The 17,186-nt window shown below is 61.2% G+C and carries 14 protein-coding genes and 2 pseudogenes; 13 read left to right on the top strand and 3 right to left on the bottom strand.

The genetic code is table 11. The annotated features are described in order from the left end of the window. Positions 1–123: 123 nt before the first annotated feature. Positions 124–1,131, top strand: coding sequence for a TIR domain-containing protein (locus tag J5J83_RS17950; protein ID WP_212351315.1), 1,008 nt, complete (start codon positions 124–126; stop codon positions 1,129–1,131). A 162-nt stretch (positions 1,132–1,293) separates the two neighbouring features. Continuing rightward, positions 1,294–1,515, top strand: coding sequence for a hypothetical protein (locus J5J83_RS17945; RefSeq protein WP_212351314.1), 222 nt, complete (start codon positions 1,294–1,296; stop codon positions 1,513–1,515). Positions 1,516–1,590: 75 nt separating this feature from the next. Here the strand turns inward: J5J83_RS17945 and J5J83_RS17940 are convergent, their stop codons facing one another. Together J5J83_RS17940 and J5J83_RS17935 are read right to left on the bottom strand one after the other, a co-directional pair. Continuing rightward, positions 1,591–1,926 carry a phage tail protein gene (locus J5J83_RS17940; protein ID WP_212351313.1) on the bottom strand — a complete coding sequence of 112 codons (336 nt, stop codon included), beginning with the start codon at positions 1,924–1,926 and terminating at the stop codon, positions 1,591–1,593. A gap of 8 nt (positions 1,927–1,934) precedes the next feature. Beyond that, the gene (locus J5J83_RS17935; RefSeq protein WP_212351312.1) at positions 1,935–3,182 is read right to left on the bottom strand and encodes a phage tail tape measure protein; all 1,248 of its coding nucleotides are present in this window, start codon (positions 3,180–3,182) and stop codon (positions 1,935–1,937) included. 98 nt (positions 3,183–3,280) lie between these two features. Between J5J83_RS17935 and J5J83_RS17930 the strand changes: the two genes are divergently transcribed. The 7 genes and pseudogenes from J5J83_RS17930 to J5J83_RS17900 all read left to right on the top strand — a co-directional run bounded on the left by J5J83_RS17930 (position 3,281) and on the right by J5J83_RS17900 (position 9,955). Continuing rightward, complete coding sequence (locus J5J83_RS17930; protein ID WP_212351311.1) at positions 3,281–4,099, top strand: phage BR0599 family protein; 819 nt, start codon at positions 3,281–3,283, stop codon at positions 4,097–4,099. Between the two features lie 10 nt (positions 4,100–4,109). Further along, on the top strand, positions 4,110–4,334 hold the full coding sequence (locus tag J5J83_RS17925) for a hypothetical protein (RefSeq protein ID WP_212351310.1): 225 nt from the start codon (positions 4,110–4,112) through the stop codon (positions 4,332–4,334). Beyond that, complete coding sequence (locus tag J5J83_RS17920) at positions 4,331–4,552, top strand: hypothetical protein (protein WP_212351309.1); 222 nt, start codon at positions 4,331–4,333, stop codon at positions 4,550–4,552. The genes J5J83_RS17925 and J5J83_RS17920 overlap by 4 nt, the downstream gene beginning before the upstream one ends. Next, positions 4,552–7,137 carry a phage tail protein gene (locus tag J5J83_RS17915; RefSeq protein ID WP_212351308.1) on the top strand — a complete coding sequence of 862 codons (2,586 nt, stop codon included), beginning with the start codon at positions 4,552–4,554 and terminating at the stop codon, positions 7,135–7,137. Before J5J83_RS17920 ends, J5J83_RS17915 begins: the two co-directional genes overlap by 1 nt. A gap of 81 nt (positions 7,138–7,218) precedes the next feature. After that, a pseudogene (locus tag J5J83_RS17910) lies at positions 7,219–8,250 on the top strand (ISAs1 family transposase); the annotation flags it as partial. Between the two features lie 15 nt (positions 8,251–8,265). Continuing rightward, positions 8,266–8,685: pseudogene (locus tag J5J83_RS17905) on the top strand (transposase); the annotation flags it as partial. A gap of 199 nt (positions 8,686–8,884) precedes the next feature. Continuing rightward, positions 8,885–9,955 carry a carbonic anhydrase family protein gene (locus tag J5J83_RS17900; protein WP_349251918.1) on the top strand — a complete coding sequence of 357 codons (1,071 nt, stop codon included), beginning with the start codon at positions 8,885–8,887 and terminating at the stop codon, positions 9,953–9,955. A gap of 9 nt (positions 9,956–9,964) precedes the next feature. Here J5J83_RS17900 and J5J83_RS17895 read toward each other — a convergent pair whose 3' ends face one another. Further along, positions 9,965–11,368 (bottom strand): PLP-dependent aminotransferase family protein, encoded by a 1,404-nt coding sequence (locus J5J83_RS17895; protein WP_212351307.1) that lies wholly within the window; start codon positions 11,366–11,368, stop codon positions 9,965–9,967. A gap of 157 nt (positions 11,369–11,525) precedes the next feature. On the opposite strand from J5J83_RS17895, the gene J5J83_RS17890 reads away from it, so the two are divergent. The 4 genes from J5J83_RS17890 (at position 11,526) to J5J83_RS17875 (ending at position 17,043) form a co-directional block, all read left to right on the top strand. Next, positions 11,526–11,984 (top strand): hypothetical protein, encoded by a 459-nt coding sequence (locus tag J5J83_RS17890; RefSeq protein WP_212351306.1) that lies wholly within the window; start codon positions 11,526–11,528, stop codon positions 11,982–11,984. 150 nt (positions 11,985–12,134) lie between these two features. Continuing rightward, positions 12,135–12,788: a TetR/AcrR family transcriptional regulator gene (locus J5J83_RS17885; RefSeq protein ID WP_282959135.1), complete on the top strand. Its 654-nt coding sequence runs from the start codon at positions 12,135–12,137 to the stop codon at positions 12,786–12,788. Next, positions 12,785–13,879, top strand: coding sequence for an efflux RND transporter periplasmic adaptor subunit (locus J5J83_RS17880; protein WP_212351305.1), 1,095 nt, complete (start codon positions 12,785–12,787; stop codon positions 13,877–13,879). Before J5J83_RS17885 ends, J5J83_RS17880 begins: the two co-directional genes overlap by 4 nt. Further along, positions 13,876–17,043, top strand: coding sequence for an efflux RND transporter permease subunit (locus J5J83_RS17875; protein ID WP_212351304.1), 3,168 nt, complete (start codon positions 13,876–13,878; stop codon positions 17,041–17,043). The genes J5J83_RS17880 and J5J83_RS17875 overlap by 4 nt, the downstream gene beginning before the upstream one ends. Positions 17,044–17,186 lie beyond the last annotated feature (143 nt).

Genomic DNA, 17,186 nt, shown 5'->3' with positions numbered 1-17,186 from the left:
AGCCACTGCGCCTGAGCGAAACGGCAAGACGGGTTCGCCGGGCGCTTACTGTACAAACCGTATAATGCTGAACAGGTTTAAGCGCGTGTTGCACTGACCGCCCATACACGTGGAGCCATTTTCATGAAGTCGGACCTGTTATCCGTTCTGCAAGAGGTAAAAGAGGGGAGGATAAATTTTGAGCCGGTGAGCAACAACGAAGAGGACCGGGAGAAATTCCAGGCTGTTGGAAAAATTCTTGATTTTGCGAATAAGCAGGGGCTTATTGACGGACTCCATATTCGTAAGGAAAGTACAAGTGGTCGTTTGCGGTATGACTTTGCAATTATCTCAAATGGTTTGACCTACCAGGGAGAACAACTCTTGGTCACCGAGAAGGCTAAAGCACTGAACAACGGGGACGATACTAAAGGTCCTGGGACGAATTCTGTTAGTCGTATGGACGCGCTTCACAAGGTTGTGTCCCGTGGTCGGAAGCTGCTCGACGCCCACGAGTCCCGCATTGGGGTGTTGCAGTTATGGATTGGGTCCGTGAGGGTCGAAATCGGCCGTATATGTGGCTTGGACTCAAATTCGTATCTTTCTTGGCCAGCGCCATCGGATGTGAGAGGTGATAGAGCTACGCGTCTATTTGAAACGCATGTCTTGGCCGCCGAAAGGTTCTACTCCGCTCTTCAGGAGGCACAGAAAACTTTGTACGGACCGGGTGGGCATAAGATCTTCATCGGACACGGCAGGTCTCCCATGTGGCTTCTGTTGAATAAGTTTCTTACCGGGGACCTTCATCTCAGTTGCGTCGAGTTTAACAGCACGCCGACAGCCGGAATTTCCACGAATGATCGGCTCTATGAGATGCTGGACACGTCCACATTCGCTTTCTTGGTCATGACGGCTGAAGATCAGCAAGCAGACAATACCTTCGTCGCGAGGGCAAATGTAATCCACGAGGCAGGGTTATTTCAGGGAAGACTCGGAACGCGACGCGCCATTATTCTTATTGAAGATGGCTGCTCGGCCTTCTCGAATATTGATGGTCTTACGACGATTCGGTTTCCAAAGGATAGTATTAGTGCCGTCTTTTATGAAGTCCAACGGGTACTTGTTCGAGAAGGGATTATTAACTCACATTGACTAAACCTCGAACACCTCTTCGAACGTAGCCGTCACCGTCCGGGTCTTCGGGGCTCGTCGGGGGTGTCTGTGCCCCTTAGCTATTTAATAAGCTCAGCTTTACAAGCTCAGCTTGGCGAGCTAACATATCCTCATGTTCAATACACTGAGGAGAGAGAAGAAATGGATGACATTCTGAAGCGTGCGATTGCGGGTTACTTCCGGTACGGGGATTCTGCCACCACGAACCAGCCGAGTACGGCAGACAGCGGAGTAGTTGAGCACGAGGAAAAGCAATACGCGGTGCTTCGCAATGTGAATGGCGTGCTTGCGGTCTATCGGGTTCGAACTGACGGGGTGCTTAAGCGCCTTAAGCGCTGGCCTGCGGCCATAGAGCAGCTGTAACTTGATGGGCTGACAACAGCGGGTGAAAGCTTCTAACGAGACTCGATCCCGCTGTTTTCGTTACAGCGTAACCGGTCAAAGCTCGAACACCTCTTCGAACGTAGCCGTTACGCTCCGGGTGTTCGGGCTGGTGGGAATGCTGCTCCACTCACAGCAGACCCACTTACCAGCGCCGCCATACTTGGGCGTCCAGTCGAATGACTCGATACCGTTTCGCGCCTTCAAGAACCCTTCGATGGCATCGGCGGTATCGTTCGGGCGGTTGTTGAATTGCAGGTTCCATCGCCGCCGGGTGATATTCAGCCCCAGGCCCACGCGCTGTTCGTAGCCGTCGCCAAACTCTGCAACGGCCACATTCGGCTTGGTTTCGACGTTGCTGCCGTAGGTGGCAATCCAGATAAATGTGCTCACAGTTTTCCTTATGCTCCGGCGAGTAGCCCGCCCGCGCGTTTCTCACGAATCAGCACATGCAGGACCGCCGCTTTTAGCGACTCGCCAAGCTGTTGTGCCTCTGCGCCGCCATTACCGTCTGTCGTGCTTTGGCCGCTCTCATTGACGGTGATGTTCACGGTCACACCGCTATCTGCGCCGCCATTCATCGTCACGCCCAGCTTGCCGTCGCTGCCACGCTTCAAGGGCAAAATCGCTTCGGGGCCAGCCTCACCCATGACGCCAGCCTTGAAGCTGCCACCGGATGCGAACTTGAAGAACTGCGGACGATCCACGACGCCACCGGATGCAAAGGCGTTGATCTGCCCAGACTGACCGAACGCGCCACCGTCAGCAAACAAGCCACCGAAAATGCTGCTTGCCTGCATAGCCTTCAGAATCTGCTGCTGCGCGATCATCTTCGCGATGCCCTTCGCGAAGCTGGTCACCATGTCGCCGATGCTTTGGTCAATCGGATCAAACAGGTAATCAACGAACGCGCCGGCCATATCTTTCGCGCCGTCCTGTGCGATCTTCGCCAGATCGACAAACGAGTCGGCGGCAGGCTTTGCTTTGTCCGGAACGTTGCCCAGTGCGGTCGAGGCGGCTTCGCTGAACTGGTCGGCGCTGATTCTGCCCTCGTTGAATGCGTCGGCCAGAAACTGCATCGTGCCGCGTTGTGCTTCGAGTTGGGCGGTGGGCGTGGCTGCAACCAGTTCATTCAGTCTCTGCTGGTCGGCTGCGATCTTCTCAGCCTGCAAGGCGTATTCCGCCTGCTCGGCGATCATCACGCGCCACTGTTCAGGCATCAGCGCGAAGGCAGGATCGACCATCACTTCCAGCAGCTTCTGCTGTGTCGCGGTCAGGTTCAGCCCAGACGTGCTCGCGGTGACCTGCGCACGGTTCACGAGGTCCATTGCGTCGGCGTATGCCTTCGCAGCATCGGCGAGCGCGTCCTGTGGTGCGTCGATTTTCTTCTTGGGCGTCTTCGACGATCCGGTCGGGACAACTGGTGCCGGCTTCGTTCCGGGTGCTGCAGTTGGTGACGCCTGCGGGTTCAGCACGCGTTGCTCAAACGCCTCAAGGCGCTTGCGTGCCTCTTCTGCGTCGGCCTTCATCGCGTCGCCGATGGCACTGAAGGCGGCAAAGTCGAGCGTCGATAATGCGGTCAGTTGGGCAGCCACGCCGCCAATCTCACGGCCCACACCGGCGAATACAAAGGCGACGTTTGCGCCCACGATGGCAAGCGTCTCGATGGTGGTTCTCGCAGCGCCTGCGGCAACATCGAAAATACTGGTCGCCGAGTCTCAATTGGTTTTCCGTGGGGTACGCGACGATGACGTTTGATATTGCTGAGCGGTCGCTTGCGGACGGCGCGCCAGTCCGGCTGTATGAATTCACGCGTGGGGCGTTGGCGTGGCGATACAACTCCAGCGGGGTTGATATCGAGCACCTCACGCGGACGTATCGCGCGATCGCCGGTGGCGTGTCGGATGACGGAGTGCGGCAGACCGGCCAGGCCGAGCCGGACAAGTTTGTGATCACTGCGCCAGGTGATATCGAGGTGGCGCAGCTCTATCGCGGTGCGCCGCCGGCGTCTGCAGTGGAGGTCACTGTGTTCGCTCGACATGTGGGCGTAGACGACTATGTGGTGATCTGGTCTGGCGAGATTCGGTCAGTGAGGTGGCCGCGTGTCGATCGCTGCAATATCACCTGCTCTCCCATGACTGTGCGCATTAATCGGGAGGGCCTCCGGTTGGGGTGGGAGCGGTCATGCCCGCACGCAATGTACACGGCAGCGTGTGGTGTCAGCCCCGCCCCGCTTCGCGTGGAGTCGTCAGTCCAGGACATGGACGGCGCGACCATCAGCAATGGTGATTTCGCGGGGTTTGCCGACGGCTATTTCACTGCGGGCTATGTTGAGTGGGCTATCGGTAGCGGTGAGTACGACCGCCGTGGCATCGAGCGCCACGTTGGCAGCACGCTGCAATTGCTGGGCGGGACATCCGGGTTGTCTCTGAATCAGCCTGTGCGTGCGTATCCAGGCTGCCCGCAGACGGTCGAAGCGTGCCGCTTCTTCCAGGGCAATGTGCTCCAGTTCGGCGGTGTTCCTCACCTGGCTGGCCAGTCTCCGTTCGAAAACAACCCATTCTGAGGAGGTCGCTGTGTGGAACTTCGTCATCTACCTGGTTGTGATGATCGTCAGCAGCATGCTGGCAAATCCGAAGTCGACAGCGTCGCGGGCGTCGCTCGATGAGTTCGATCTGCCGGTTCCGGATGAGGGTACGCCTCAATGCGTTATTTTCGGGGACTGCTGGACGTCTGATTGGCAGGTGCTCAGCTATGGGAACCTGCGCACGAAGCCGGTGAAGTCTGGAGGCGGGAAGTGATGGTATTCGTGACGTTCGACCATCTGCATAGCTTTCCCGGTACCGGCGTTCGGCCTGGGCTTTGCCATAAGGGTGCGCGCGCGCTTTGCGAGCGGTATGGGATGGACTGGGCCGCGATTGTAAAGGCGGGTGGTGTGTCGTCGGCGGTGCTGATTGAAACAGGCGATGCGCTGGCAATTTCGCTTGTGGAACATGCGATGAAGTCGGTGGTGGCGTAATGGGTAGCGGAAAGAAGGTCACGATCGGGTTTAAGTACTTGATGGGTATTCACATGGGTGTGTCGCGCGGCCCGGTGAACGAACTGGTTCAGATCGATGCCGGAGGCAAGACTGCGTTTTCAGGCAGCGTTACGGCGAGCGTGCCGGTCGTGATCGCGCAGCCGAAGCTATTTGGCGGTGACAAGAAGGAAGGTGGGATCGACGGCACCCTGCATGTGATGATGGGTGAGCCGACCCAGACGCCGCCCGCAGAGCTGGTCAGCATGTTGGGTGAGGATGTCCCCGGGTTTCGTGGTGTGCTGACGATGTTTTTCGACGGCCTGGTCAGTTCGATGACCCCGTACATCAAACCTTGGAAGATGCGGCTGCGTCGCAGCACGGCTGGATGGGATGGTGAGGTCTGGTACCCGGAAAAGGCCATGATTCCGCTGGCGGGCGGAAACATCCATGCGATGAACGCGGCTCACATCGTGTATGAGTCGCTGACGAACCGTGACTGGGGTGCGGGCATCGACAGATCCCGGTTTTCCGACTCTGCGTTCCGTGCAGTAGCCGATGCACTGTATGCGGAAGGGTTCGGCTTGTGCTTGCGTTGGAACAGGCAAGACACCGTGGCGAACTTCGTGCAGCTGGTGATCGATCACATCGGGGCGTCGCTGTATCAGAGTCGGTTCGATGGGCTCTTCCACCTGAAGCTGATTCGCGACGACTATGTCGCAGCTGAGCTGCCGCTGTTCGATGAAGACACGGGTCTTCTCGGACTCGATGAGGATGAAAATGGCGCGGCTTCGGGCGCAGTCAATGAGGTGATCGTCAAATGGAAAGACCCGATCAAGGATGAAGATCGCCAGACGCGCGAACGCAATCTTGCGGCGATCGTCTCTGATGGGCAGGTGATATCGACGTCGCTCGAGTTCAAGGGGCTCCCAACGGCCGAGCTTGCTGGCCGTGTGGCCGCGCGAGAGGTGCGCCTGCGTTCGAGCCAGATCAAGCGCTTCAAGGTGCGATTGGACCGCCGTGGATACCGCATCGAGCCAGGCGACGTGTTCCGTATCCGCAGCACGGCTCGTGGTATTGGCGATCTCGTTGTGCGGGCCGGTCGGTGTGAGGATGGCACGCTCACCGATGCCGCGATCACGATCACGGTGGTGCAGGACATATTCGGCCTTCCTTCTGCTCAGATGTCGAGCAATCAGCCCGCGATCTGGGCTGCTCCAGACAGGTCCGCAGTGCCGGTGACCGTTCGGCGCGTGATGGAGCGCACCTGGCGCGATATCGCCGCAACGACAGATCCTGCGAATCTGAACCTGGTCGATTCGACTGCTGGGTATGTTTCCGTGCTGGCGGCAAAGCCGACATCGATGTCAATCGATTTTGGCCTTCAAACGCGTGTTGGATCTGGTGACTGGATCGATACCGATGCGGCTGGCGACTTCGTCCCGTCAGGTGTTTTGTCTGCGCCTTTGAGCGTCGTCGACACGGCGTTTTCGCTGTCGTCTGTGATTGATGGTGATCAGATCGAGGCCGGTGCGATCGCCGTTGTCGACGATGAGATTGTCAGGGTCGATTCGTGGGACGCCGCGACGATGACAGGGACGATTGGCCGGGGGTGTCTCGATACAGTACCCGCGTCGCACAGCGCCGGCGCGCGCATGTTTGTGATGGAAGGTGCTGCAACGGACGGGCTGGCCTATGGCCCAGGTACGACCGTTGAGGTTCGCGTGTTGCCGAATACAAGTCAGGAGCAACTGGATCCGGTCGATGCGAGTGTCGACAGCATTGTCGTATCGCAGCGGCAGGGCCGACCCTATCCGCCCGGACGGCTGAGAATCAACGGAATTGCCTACCCTGATACTGCGAGCGGCGTCTTTGCGGTGACGTGGGCACACCGAGACCGTCTATTGCAGGCTGACCAGGTCATCGACGCCGGTGTCGGTGATATCGGACCTGAGCCAGGCGTGACGTACGTTGCGCAGCTGCGGCGAGTGGATACGGGGGCACTGATCGATGAGGTGACCGGTATTTCCTCGAACGCGTGCGAGCTTAGTAGCATCTATGCGGGCGACGTCACAGTCAGCGTGCAATCCTTTCGTGGTGGCGTTGGAAGCCTATTCTCCGCTGTTGCGGCGTTCGAAAGTCTGGGGTCAGGCGGGGCCGGTGGGGTCACTTATCGGTTCATCCGGATCCTGATTACGGCGACCGGAGGCTCTTCATTCCCTAGCATCGGCGAGATTGAGCTGCGCAACGGTAGCGGCGTTGATGTTACGACCGGTCTGTCGGCGTCATGCTCCGCGTCGTCGCAGGATGGTTCTGATGGGGCTGGTAGGGCCGTCGAGGATAGCGATGGTTCCGAGTGGGTCGCGAACACAGGATCGTCGCTCCCTCAATGGTGGTTGATCGACCGTGGTACTACTGAGCCGTTGGTGTCCTACCGGCTTCAGTGTCAAAGGGTTCTGAGCGATCGGCAGCCCACTGGATGGGTTGTTCAAGGGTCAGCCTCCGACAGTGGTCCGTGGACTGATCTTGATACTCGGAGTGGTGTTGTCGGATGGCCCGCTCTTGAGTGGCGAGAATTCTTCTTCTAGGGCGAAATTCTCTTTCCCATAGTAAAACTATCTTCAGTCGCATTTATCTCGCTCGCGAGCCTGCATTTATCGCGGCGCGCTTTACTCACGGTGGCGGTATGTGCTGTGCTGTGCAGCGCGGACGAGTTCTCGGAGATCGAGGCGTGGGCGAAGGAGCGGCTCGACCGGCTGCGAGGTTTTCTGGTGCTTGAGCACGGCATCCCGTCGCACGACACATTCGGACGCGTGTTCGCCGCCCTGGATCCGCGCGAATTCGAGGCCGCGTTTCGGCGCTGGGTCAGCCAGCTGATTCCTGCTCTGGACGGCGACACCGTGGTTGCGATCGACGGCAAGACCAGCCGGCGCAGCACGACCAAAGCCGAGGCGAGGCCCTTGCATCTGGTCAGCGCATTTGCCGCCGATATGGGGCTGGTGCTCGGGCAGACCGCGACCGCCGAGAAGTCCAACGAGATCACCGCCATCCCGGAGCTGCTGGCCACACTTGCGCTCGAAGGCTGTGTCGTCACGATCGACGCGATGGGTGCCCGGACCAGCATTGCACGCACGATCCGCGACCGTGGCGCGCACTACGTGCTGTGCGTCAAGGACAATCACCCCAAGCTCGTCGAATCCTTCCTGCTCACGCAGGCCGGCGTGGGTGGCGAAATCGTCCCGACAACCACGAACGAAACCTGCGACGATGGCCACGGGCGCAGCGAAATCCGGCGCTGCTGGGCCTTCGATGCCGTCGACCGGCTCTACAAGGCCGATCAGTGGGCAGATCTGAAGAGTTTCGCAATCGTCGAGCGCGAGCGCATCGCCGCGGGCCAGCATACCCGCGAGCGCCGCGACTACATCAGCTCCCTGCCGGCTGACGCCGCGCGCATCGCGCGTGCCGTTCGCAGTCACCGGGAAGTAGAGAACCGGCTTCACTGGTGCCTGGACGTCCAGTTCAACGAAGACCAATCCACCGTTCGTACCGGCTTCGCTGCCAACAACTTCGCCATCGTCAGCCGCATCGTGATGAATCTCCTCCGATTGAACACGTCACGCAAGGGCAGCATAAAGACCAAGCGCATACTGGCCGCTACGTCGGACAAATTTCGCGCAGAACTGCTCGGGGTGATGACATGAAGGTGCGATTGCCCTGGGTTGTGCGTGGATACCCTCATCACCGAATCGATTCAGGCAGAGCACCGTGCGGCCCGGTAGTTGCTCACGTGAGCGCGACGCAGGCACGTTCACCCCGAGACACTGGGTGCGGACAAGGGCTATCATGTGGAGGCGTTTGTCGAGCATCTGCGCGAGCATCAGATCCGTCCGCACATTGCACGCATCAAGAATCGGAAGACACCTGGACTGGATGGGGGAACCATTCGGACCGAGGGCTACCGGGTCAGCCAGCGAAAGCGAAAGCGCGTCGAGGAAATATTCGGTTGGCTGAAAACGGTCGGCGGGTTGAGAAAAACCCGCTTCATCGGCCAGGCGAAGACCCAGATGGCGGCCTTCTTTTCCGGGGCTGCATACAACCTGCTCCGAATCGCTAATTTGAGCGTTTCGGAGGTATGAGCTGCCCCACGAATTTCGTCTTCCAACGTAGTCGTCGTACGATCGATCTCTGTTTTGACAACTACACGGCACAGACCAATAACTACACTATCCTCTTCGGCGGCAGGTCAGAGGGGTATAAGAGACAGAGTCCAAGCCGGCGGCAGCCCCGCCCGCGGCCAAACCCACGCCAGCGGAAACGCTGATCAAGGAACGCGAGGTGGCCGCCACCAGTCGGCTGCCGACGCCGGCCGCCATGCCAATTCCGTCCATTCGCCCAAACCTTGCGGGGCTGGTCGAGAAGGACATGACCAGCCCGGCAAAAAGCGAGATCGCCCCTCCACCGCCAAAGGCATCGGAGGAGACACCGACGGCGGAGCTGCCGATGGCGGAGCTGCCGATGGCGGAGCTGCCGATGGCGGAGACGCACAGAGTGGCCGAGAAAGCGGCCCCGGCGACCAAACCGGCTCAATCTCCCAAGGCAACGCCCCGGCCCCAATCTGCGGCGCCGTCGCGCGCCACGAGCACACGTGAGCGCAAGGGGGGAAAGCCCATGCCAGTGAAGGCCGGAGCAAAGGCACCCCCGGCGCAGAAGCCCGTACTACAGATTGCGGACGAGGGCTGGAGTTACAGCGGCGACACCGGCCCCGACCATTGGGGAGGCTTACGCCCGGAATGGAAGCTATGCAGCGAAGGCAAGCGGCAGTCGCCGATCAACCTGCAGAATGGCGTTGCGGTAGACCTTGAGCCGGTGAAATTCGACTACCGGCCGACACGATTCCGCATTACCGACACCGGCAAGATGCTGAGGGTGAATGTCGACGTCGGCATGAGCGTCGAGGTGCGCGGCAAGCGCTACGAACTGGAATACGTCACCCTGCACCGTCCATCGCAGGAGCGGGTGGGCGGTGGTGCCTCGGACATGGTGGTGCATTTCCACCACCGCAGCGCCGACGGAGAACTGGCCAACGTCGGGGTGTTGATGGAGCGGGGCGAGCAGGACAATCCCATGCTGCAGGTACTGTTGAACAACCTGCCGCTCGAGAAGGGCAGCACCTACATGCCCGACCTCACCATCGACCTTGCCGCCTTCATGCCCACCCGGCCCGAGCACTATCTCTACCTCGGTTCGCTCACCACACCGCCGTGCACCGAGGGGGTGTTGTGGGTGGTCATGAAGCAGTCGGGCGAACTCTCCCAGAACCAGCTCGACATCTTCAATCGGCTCTACCCGCGCAACTCACGCCCGATTCAGCCCACCAATGGCAGGCTGGTGCTGGAATCGCGCTGAAGCCCCCGCTCAGTCACGGCCCAGCGCCTCGCCCAGGAAACGTTCGACCCGCTCGGCAACCGAAAAGGCGACATTGAAGCGCATCCACGGACTGGGCTGCATCTGCGGACGAAAAACCTTGCCCGGCGCCAGCATTATGTCCTGTTCAGCCGCACGCGAGGCGATCTCGGCCACATCTTCGAGACCGGGCGGACGGGCCCAGATGAAGAGACCGCCCTTGGGCTCGAGATACACCTCCAGGCCGACCCGCTCCACCATGCGCAGGCAAGCATCCGCGGCCTGAGCGAGCCGCCCCTGCAAACGATCAAGGTATTTGCGGTAATGCCCGTCGGTGAGCATCTGGTACACGAGCTGTTCGTTGAATTCGCTCGAACTCACGGTGGTCAGCGTCTTCACGTCCGTCAGTTCGGCGGCGAGGTCGGCCCGGGCAGCGAGGTAGCCCACCCGCAGGCTACCGGACAGCGTCTTGGAGAAACTGCCGACAAAGATCACGCGGTTGAGCTGATCGAGGTTGGCGAGACGCGTCGTGGAGTGCGGATGAAAGTCCGCGTAGGTGTCGTCCTCGATCACCAGGAAGTCGTGCTTTTCGGCCAGCTGCAGGATACGGAACGCGACCCCCGGGGAGAGGTTGGCACCGGTCGGATTGTGCAGTACCGAATGCGTGAAGAACACCTTCGGTTTGTGGTGTTCGAGCAAAGCCTCCATCTGTGCCACATCGGGCCCGTCCAGGTTGCGCGGTACGCCCACCAGCTTGGCGCCTTGCAAGCGCAGGTTGCCGAAAAAATTGTAATAGCCAGGGTCGTCCACCATGACGACGTCGCCGGGCTTCACAAGGTGACGGGCAAGAATGTCGAGCGCCCGCGTCGCGCCCTCGGTGAGCACGATCTGATGCGGTGCGGCACCAATGCCGAACTCGGCCAGCTTGACCTGTAGCTGCTGGCGTAATGGCAGATAGCCCTGGACCGTGCCGTAGCTGGTGAGACGCACATCGGGACGCCTGGACAGGGTCCGCAGATGCCGGCGCAGTCCCTCGTCGTCGAGCCAATCGGGCGGCAGGACGCCTGCCCCGACCTTGATCAGCCCGGGGCGATCATCGAGCCCCTGGCGCATCACCCACGCCACATCCACGGCGCGGTCGGTCGTGGCCCGCAAGCGCCCCTCGCCCCGCTCCGCTCGCGGCGCTACGTAGAAACCTGAGCCGCGCTTCGAGCGCAGGTAGCCCAATGCCACCAGGCGGTCGTAGGCCTCGACGACGGTAAAGCGACTTATCAGCTGGCTCTCGGCAAGCTTTCTGATGGGCGGCATCTTCATACCCGGGCGCAGAATGCGGTCGTCGATCTGTCCGCGAACCGCGTCGACGATCTGCTCCACCAATGGCGTGGCTTGAGAGCTGTCCAGACTGACCATCAGCATTTATGACCTTCCTGTACGCAAAAGAGATTTCCAACCTGATCTGTACTGCCGGACCGACCAATACGATTCCGCAGAGTTTCGGTCGATGTGTCCGTTTCAGATCATCAAGTGTCAGGTAGTGTCTGGTCCACGATGCACGATTGTCAAGGAGACCGACATGCGCCCGTTTTCATTCAAGCTTCTCTCGCTATTGACGGCATGCTTGGCCGCAGGCGGCTGCGGAAAGGCGAGCCCTGACGCCACCGTGGACATCGCATGGCCCGAGCGCCAGTCGATCTATCGGCTCAATGCGGCACGCACACAGATCGATGTGTACTCGCTGCGCGGTGGCGTGGCGCCCTTAGGCAGCATGGCGCTGCCGGCGTCCCTGTGTCCGACCGCGATGGCGCTGGACGAAAAGGGCAACCGCCTGTGGCTATGGAGCCAGCACGGGGGCGTGGCATTTGACGCGCGATCGCTCAAGCCCGTACAGCAATGGCAGTCCGTCGGCGCCGCATTCACCGCCCAGGTTCCGCCAGGCGTCGCATTGCGCAGCATGATGTTCCGTCCGGCAACGGGCTGCGATGCGCGGGTCAAGACTTTGCAGGCCATGACCGAACAGACGCCGAAAAATTAACTTGTCGAAAACGGGGCATTGAGTGTTTAATGACTAACCAGTCAGTAACTAAACATTCGATGCCCTTGCTCCACGCCCCCTTCTTCTCGCGCCCGCCGCATCCGAACGACCTCGGCCGCACCCCGTCCATTCATCCTGGGCAGGCCTGGCATGAACGCTGAGGCAACCGGTATGCGCAGGCGCCGCAAGGAAGCCCGCCCGCAGGAATTGACCGCGGCGGCGCTGAGCCTGTTCGTGGAGAAAGGATTTGCCGCCACCCGGCTGGACGAGATCGCGGCGCGGGCCGGCGTCTCCAAAGGCACCCTCTATCTCTATTTCGACAGCAAGGAAGCCTTGTTCAAGGCCGTCATCGCAGAGGGCGTCATCCCCGCGATCGAGGCCGGCGAAGCCATGCTTGCCGAGTCTGCAGACGATCCCGTGAGTCTGCTGCGCAGTTTTCTGCAAAGCTGGTGGACCATGATCGGCAACACCGAACTGGGGGGCATTCCCAAGCTGATGATGTCGGAGGCAGGCAATTTCCCCGACACTGCACGCTACTACGACGAAGCCGTCATCCAGCGTGGTCTCGCCCTGCTGCGCAAGGTCGTCCAGCGCGGCATTGACGGCGGCATTTTCCGGCCCGTCGACCCGGCGTTGATCGGCACGCTGCTCGTCGCGCCACTGGTCCATCTCGCCACCTGGAATCACTCGTTTGCCAGCTGCTGCAACCACGGCATCGACGCGCAAGCCTATGTCGATGCCCACATCGATCTGGCGCTGAACGGCCTGGCCGTTCGCACCACGGAATACGGAACACGCTCATGAACTCGTTGCGGACAAGGCTCGCCGCTGCACTGCTGCCCCTGATTGCCGCCTGCTCGCCGCCTGCGGCTGAAGAACAGGTCACGCCGGCGGTGTTGGTACACACCGTCGGCGAGCAAGCCGATACCGCATCCCTGCAGGCCTATACGGGTGAAATTCGCGCGCGCTACGAAACCGGCCTTGCGTTCCGGATTGGCGGAAAGGTCGTCTCACGCCTGGTCGATGCCGGCACCCAGGTGATACCCGGCCAGGTGCTGGCGCGCCTGGATCCGCAGGATGCGAAACTGGCCGCGACGGCGGCCAACTCGCAGATCGCGGCAGCCGAGGCCGAGGCCACGCTGGCCCGGGCCGAACTCAAACGTACCGAAGCACTGCTCGCACGCAACTTCGTCAGTGCCGCTGCGCTGGACAGCCGGCGCACTGCGGTCGACGCAGCCGAAGCCCACCTGCGTCAGGCACGCGCGCAGGCCGCGTCGGCCGCGAATCAAACCGGCTACACCGAACTTCTTGCGGACAGCGCCGGCATCATCACCGAGGTCCAGGTCGAGGCGGGCGAGGTGGTCGCGGCGGGCCAGACGGTCATGCGGCTTGCCCCGCCAGGCGATCGCGAACTGCAGATCTTCGTCCCCGAGAGCCGGATCCAGGACATTCACGTCGGGCAAGAGCTTGCGGTGCGCCTGTGGATCGAACAGAACAAATCGTTGCGGGGGGTCGTGCGCGAGGTCTCGCCCGCGGCAGACAGCGCCACCCGAACCTACGGTGTGCGGATCAGTCTCCCCGATGGCGATACACTGCCACTGGGCGCAACCGCGACCGCAGCCTTTGCAGGCGCGCGCGCCGATACGGTGGTGCTGCCGATGACGGCGGTGACACACCGCGGCGGCGCGGCTCTCGTCTGGGTGGTCGATGGCGAAAGCAGAGTTCGCACCGCAGCGGTCGACGTCCTTGCCTTCGAAGCACAAGGCGCAGTGGTGCGCAATACGCTGCCACGCGACAGCCGGATTGTGGTGACCGGCGTACAGCTGCTCACCGAGGGCATGCTGGTTCGCCCCGTCGAGCAAGGCAGCACACCGGCACTGGATGTGCAGCGATGAAAGTGCATGCGAGTCGCTTCAACGTCTCGGAGTGGGGGCTGGAGCACCCTGCGCTCGTACTCTATCTGCTGATTGCCCTCACGCTGATCGGCCTCCTTTCGTATACGAGGCTGGGGCAATCCGAAGACCCGCCATTCACCTTCAAAGTCATGGTGGTGCGGGCCGAGTGGCCGGGCGCGAGTGCGCGTGAAGTGGAACAGCAGGTCACCGACAAGATCGAGAAGAAGCTGCAGGAGATCGCCCAGATCGACGTGGTGCGCAGTTATTCGAAACCCGGCGAAGCGCTGATTTTCTTCCTTGCTAAGGATTCCACGCCTTCGCGGGACATCCCTGACGTATGGTACGAAGTCCGCAAGAAGATCGGTGACATGCAGGGCCGACTGCCGGACGGTGTGCGCGGCCCCTACTTCAACGATGAATTCGGCGACACCTTCGGCAATGTGTTCGCGCTCGTCGGCGAGGGTCTTCCGCATGCCGAACTCAAACGCCATGCCGACGCGATTCGCAACGAACTGCTACGGGTTCCGGACGTCGCCAAGGTCAGCTTTTTCGGCGAACAAGCCCAACGCGTCTTCATCGAATTGTCCAACACCAAGCTTGCGACCTTCGGCCTCAATATCGCCGACATTGCCACCGCCCTGTCGACGCAGAATGCAGTCACCGGAGCCGGTCATTTCGAAACGGCGGATGAGCGCATCTGGCTGCGCCCGAGCGGCAGTTTTGACGATCTCGACGCCATTCGCGACACCTTGATTCGTGCCAAGGGGCGTGCATTCCGTCTTGGCGATGTTGCCGAAGTCCGACGCGGCCTCGAAGACCCGCCCGGCGAACGCATGCGCTTCATGGGCGAGGACGCCTTCGGCATCGGCGTATCGATGCGCACCGGTGGCGACATCGTCGCACTGGGCCACCATCTGGACGCCGCGGTCAAGCGCATCGAAGCGCAGTTGCCGGTAGGTATCCGCTTCGAACGCGTAGCCGATCAGCCTCGCGCGGTGCGCGAATCCGTGAGCGAGTTCGTCCGCGTGCTGATCGAGGCCGTCGTCATCGTGATGGCTGTCAGCCTGCTGTCGCTGGGCCTGCGCACGGGGGTCGTGGTGCTGATCATCATCCCCGTCGTGCTGGCGGTGACCTTTCTGTTCATGCACCTGTTCAATATCGGTCTGCACAAGATCTCCCTTGGCGCCCTGATACTCGCCCTCGGCCTGCTGGTGGACGACGCCATCATCGCAGTGGAGATGATGGCCACGAAAATGGAGCAGGGCTGGGAGCGTGCCAAGGCGGCCAGCTACGCCTACACCTCCACGGCCATGCCGATGCTGTCGGGCACGCTGATCACCGCTGCAGGCTTTCTGCCAATTGCTACCGCCGCATCGGCCACCGGCGAATACACCCGTTCGATCTTCCAGGTGACGGTGATCGCGTTGCTGGTGTCCTGGGTCGCCGCCGTATTGTTCGTGCCCTACATCGGTCTGCATTTGCTACCCGACTTCCGCAAGCAAAATGGCAGCCCTACGCTCATGAAACGACTTGTGTCGCGGCTTGCACCCGCGCTCGGCGCCCGCTTGCACACTCGCCCGGCCCACGAACCACATGACGAACACGCCATCTACCACACGCCCTTCTACACCCGCCTGCGCGCGCTGGTGAATGGCTGCGTGCGTCATCGCTGGATCGTCATCGCGCTTACGATCGTGATCTTCGCGCTTTCGCTGGTCGCGTTTGCGCGCCTGGTACCGCAACAGTTCTTTCCCGACTCGACCCGACCCGAATTGCTGGTCGACCTGCGCCTTACCGAAGGCGCCTCACACCAGGCCACCGAGGCCGCGGTGAAGCGACTCGAGCACTTTCTCGACCAGCAGGACGGCATCGACAACTATGTCGCTTGGCTCGGTGCCGGTAGCCCGCGCTTCTACCTGCCACTCGACCAGCAACTGGCGCAGACCAATTTCGCGCAGTTTGTCGTGCTGACCAAGGGCACCGCCGAACGTGAAGCACTCCGCACCCGGCTCATTGCACTCTTTGCCACCGAAGCGTGGCCACTGCGGGCAACGATCAACCGCCTGGAGAACGGCCCACCGGTCGGCTTCCCCGTGCAATACCGCGTCAGTGGACAGGACATCGGCGAAATCCGCCGCATCGCCCACCAGGTTGCCGACGTCATGCGAGGCAATCCCCACCTGTCCAATGTCAATCTCGACTGGGAAGAGCCGTCAAAGGTGATCCGGCTCAGGATCGACCAGGACAAGGCCCGCCTGCTCGGCGTCTCCAGCGCCGACATTTCGTCGCTGCTCAAGACCTCTCTGCAAGGTACGACGGTGACGCAGTTCCGCGAAGGTACCGAGACCATCTCCGTGGTGCTCCGGGGCGCGGCCTCGGAGCGTCTTCATCTTGGCTTGCTGCCTGACCTCGCGATTCCAGTCAGCGGAGGGCGCAGCGTGCCACTGGCACAACTGGCCACCGCCGAATACGGTTTCGAGGAGGGCGTGATCTGGCGCCGCAACCGCATCCCGACGGTCACGGTCAGGGCCAGCCTGTACGGTACGATCCAGCCCGCCGTTGTCGTGGGCCAGCTCGCGGGGCAGATCGACGCCATTACCGCGACACTGCCGCTCGGATACCGGCTGCAAGCGGGCGGCGCCGTCGAAGAGAGCGGAAAAGGCGGCAGCTCGGTTGCAGCCGGCGTGCCGCTCTTCATTCTGGTCGTGCTCACCGTGCTGATGCTGCAACTTCAGAGCTTCTCGCGCATGTTCATGGTGGTGCTGACGGCGCCGCTGGGGATGATCGGCGTCACCGCCTTTCTCCTCGCGTTCAACAAGCCCTTCGGCTTTGTCGCGATGCTCGGCACGATCGCGTTGTCGGGCATGATCATGCGCAATTCGGTCATTCTGGTCGATCAGATCGAGCAGGACCGCAGCGCCGGACGTCCGCCATGGGAAGCGGTCGTCGAATCGACCGTACGCCGCTTCCGCCCCATCATCCTGACCGCGGCCGCAGCCATTCTGGCGATGATTCCATTGTCGCGCTCGGCCTTCTTCGGCCCGATGGCGGTGGCGATCATGGGCGGATTGACGGTCGCGACGCTGCTGACCATGCTTTTCCTGCCGGCGCTGTACGCCGCCTGGTACCGGGTCAAGCCCGGCCACGCTGCCACAGCGAAGTAGATCGCGAATGCCTCATTACGCCTACCATGCGCCCCGTCAGCGGTCCAGGACTCCGTCGCAATGGCCTGCACGCCTCTGGGCTTGCAGTGCACCAACTGCGATAGAATACGAAAGTTTCTCATGCGGACACGCTATACATTAGC

It is taken from the genome of Azoarcus sp. L1K30, from assembly GCF_018122735.1.
Taxonomy (GTDB): Bacteria; Pseudomonadota; Gammaproteobacteria; order Burkholderiales; family Rhodocyclaceae; genus Parazoarcus.
This window is presented reverse-complemented; position numbering and strand designations above follow the sequence as displayed.